The 1,177-nt window shown below is 66.6% G+C and carries 1 protein-coding gene; it reads left to right on the plus strand.

Features of this window, described 5'->3' with window-relative positions; genetic code table 11:
- Nucleotides 1-73: 73 nt before the first annotated feature.
- Nucleotides 74-1,137 (plus strand): IS630 family transposase gene (locus ACZ45T_RS39220; RefSeq protein ID WP_468449278.1). Its coding sequence is split into 2 segments (ribosomal slippage): nucleotides 74-521 and nucleotides 521-1,137, totalling 1,065 coding nucleotides; the frame shifts between segments, so codons are not numbered across the junction.
- Nucleotides 1,138-1,177: the final 40 nt, after the last annotated feature.

The following is a 1,177-nucleotide window of genomic DNA, read 5'->3' on the forward strand; positions in this document are numbered from 1 at the left end:
CTACTGAACTTGATCGGGTGCTGTCGGGGCCGTTCGGCTGACAAACACCAGACGGCCCCGGTAGCTGTTGGTCGTGAGATACGCGCAGGGCGGCGGCTTGACCGACGCCGAGAGGGCCGCGCGCGAGCGGATCCGGCTGCAAGCCGTCGTCCGCTTCGAGGGCGGGGAGAAGAACAGAGAGACTGCCGCCTTGATGCGAGTCAGCGAGCGGTCCGTTGAACGCTGGCGTCGGCAGTGGCGGGAGCGGGGGCACGGCGGGGTCCAGTCAAAGGGATCGCCGGGGCGGCCGAGGCTCAGTGATGCGCAAATCGATCGGCTTGAGCGGGAGTTGGAGCGCGGTCCGCTGGCCCATGGCTGGGAGGACCAGCGTTGGACCCTGGCCCGAGTGAGAACGCTGATCGGGCGGATGTTCCACGTCAGCTACACCGTGGAGGGGACGTGGCGCTTGCTCAAGCGCCACGGCTGGTCGTGGCAGCAGCCGGCCCGGCGTGCGATCGAACGCGACTACGCGGCCGTCGAGTTGTGGCGGAAGGAGGTGTGGATCCAGGTAAAAGCACCGCGGCGGCTCGGGGAGCCTGGGTGGTCTTCGAGGACGAAGCCGGGCAGACGCTGAGACCGCCGCGCGCCAGGACCTGGGGCCGAGTGGGGTGCACGCCCGTCGTGCGGGTGAAGGGCGGTGGCTCCGGACGGATATCCATGGCCGGCATGAGCTGCTACAAGAGGCGTGAACGCTCCCGGCTGATCTTCAGAGTCCGCCTGCACCGAGGGCGCAAGGGCGAACGCAAGAGCTTCACGTGGCAGGACTACCGTGACCTCATCGTCCGGGCCCGCATCCAGCTCGGCGGCCCGATCGTGCTCGTCTGGGACAACCTGTCGGTCCACCTCGTGCCGCAGATGAAGGACTTCGTCGCCGCGAACGAGGACTGGCTGACGGTCTTCCAACTGCCCTCGTACGCGCCGGACCTCAATCCGCAGGAAGGCATCTGGTCGCTGGTCAAGCGGACCATCGGCAACCTTGCCGTGGCCAACCTCGACCACCTGACCAAGACCGTCAAGCGGAGCCTGAAGAAGATCCAGTACCGACCGCACCTGATCGACGGATGCCTCACCCAAGCCGGACTGATCATGGACAGCTGACCCTGACCAGCGCCCGACACCACTCATTCAATTTCAGTAG

It is taken from the genome of Streptomyces sp. NPDC030995, from assembly GCF_055571215.1.